The following is a 1,360-nucleotide window of genomic DNA, read 5'->3' as shown; positions in this document are numbered from 1 at the left end:
ACCGAGCGTTTCGATCTGTGCCAGTTCGAATTCGAGTCGCAGCCGTGGCGCTTCGACCGCGCGACGGTGAAGCGCCTGCGCGTGCCGATCGCACTCGTCGCGGCGACGCTCGGCGTCGCGGTGATCGGGATGAACCTGCACTGGTGGAAGCTGTCGCGCGAGCGCGATGCGCTGTCCGCGCAGATCACCGAAACGCTGCTGTCCGCATTCCCGAAGACGACGACGGTGCTCGATCCGCCCGCGCAGATGCAGCGCCAGCTCGATCAGTTGCGCCTGGCGGCCGGCGAGCTGTCGCCGAACGATTTCCTCGCGCTGGCGAGCGGGTTGACGCGCTCGATGGGCGCGCTGCCGCTGAACGGCATCGCGTCGCTCGACTATCACGACCGGCGGCTCGACGTCGGCTTCAAGCCGGAGGTCAAGGTCGATCCCGATTTCACGCAGCGCCTCGCGCGCAACGGACTGTCCGGCGAAGTCGACAGCAACACGGGCAAATGGACGATCCGGAGCCGCTCATGAAGACGGAACAACTGAACCAGACGCTGACCCAGTTCTGGGGCGAGCGCTCGCAGCGCGAGAAGATGCTGCTCGGCTGGGGCGGCGCCGTGCTGGCGGTCGCGATTGCGTATTCGGTGCTGTGGTCGCCCGCGCAGGAAGGCCGCGCACGGATCCAGCGCGAGCTGCCGACGATGCGCCGCGAACTCGCGCAGATGACCGCGCAGGCGAACGAGGCGAAGTCGCTGACGGCCGCCGCGCAGGGCGTCGCGCCGACCGGCCTGGCGCTGAAGGACGCGCTGACCGCGTCGCTGTCCGATCACGGGCTGCAGGGTGCGCAGGTGCAGATCGTCGGCAACGGCGTGCAGATCCAGATGAAGAACGTGTCGTTTCCGGTGTGGACGCAGTGGCTCGACGATGCGCGCCGTCAGTTCAAGGTGCAGGTCGGCGAGGCGCACGCGACCGCGCTGAAGGACGACGGCCAGGTCGACCTGACGGCCGTGATGCAACCGTCGACGCAGAAATGACGCAGTGGATGACGCAAGCGGCGGTCGGCCGATGAGGCCATGGACGAAGCGGCTCGCCGCCGCATTGCCGTGGGTACTGGCGGGCGGACTGGCGACGGCGGTGACGCTCGTCGCGCTCGCGCCGGCTGCGTGGATCGCGCCGCAGTTCGCGCGTGCGACCGGCGCTCACGTGAATCTCGTCGATCCGGACGGGTCGCTGTGGCACGGCTCGGGCACGCTGATGCTCGCGTCGGGCGCCGACCAGAGCGCGGCGACGCTGCTGCCGGGCCGGGTCGAATGGACCACGGGCTTCTGGCCGCTGCTGACCGGGCGCGTGCAGATGCGCATGCGCCAGACCGAGG

3 protein-coding genes are annotated in these 1,360 nt (G+C 69.4%); all 3 read left to right on the top strand.

Translation table 11 applies throughout. The features are described from left to right. Nucleotides 1–516 (top strand): type II secretion system protein GspL (gene gspL / locus ACNQQL_RS35930; protein WP_347069678.1); only part of this gene is annotated, 516 nt, incomplete at its 5' end. Next, nucleotides 513–1,019 (top strand): type II secretion system protein GspM, encoded by a 507-nt coding sequence (gene gspM / locus ACNQQL_RS35925; RefSeq protein WP_072442711.1) that lies wholly within the window; start codon nucleotides 513–515, stop codon nucleotides 1,017–1,019. The genes gspL and gspM, both read left to right, overlap by 4 nt. Nucleotides 1,020–1,050: 31 nt before the next feature. After that, the coding region (gspN, locus tag ACNQQL_RS35920) for a type II secretion system protein N (RefSeq protein ID WP_347069676.1) at nucleotides 1,051–1,360 on the top strand (310 nt) is incomplete at its 3' end.

Origin of the sequence: Burkholderia sp. LFS061, assembly GCF_047978125.1 — a bacterium.
In the GTDB taxonomy this organism is placed as follows: Bacteria; Pseudomonadota; Gammaproteobacteria; order Burkholderiales; family Burkholderiaceae; genus Burkholderia; species Burkholderia pyrrocinia_C.
Note: the sequence above shows the minus strand (reverse complement) of the source record. Positions and strands in the feature narration are given on the sequence as shown.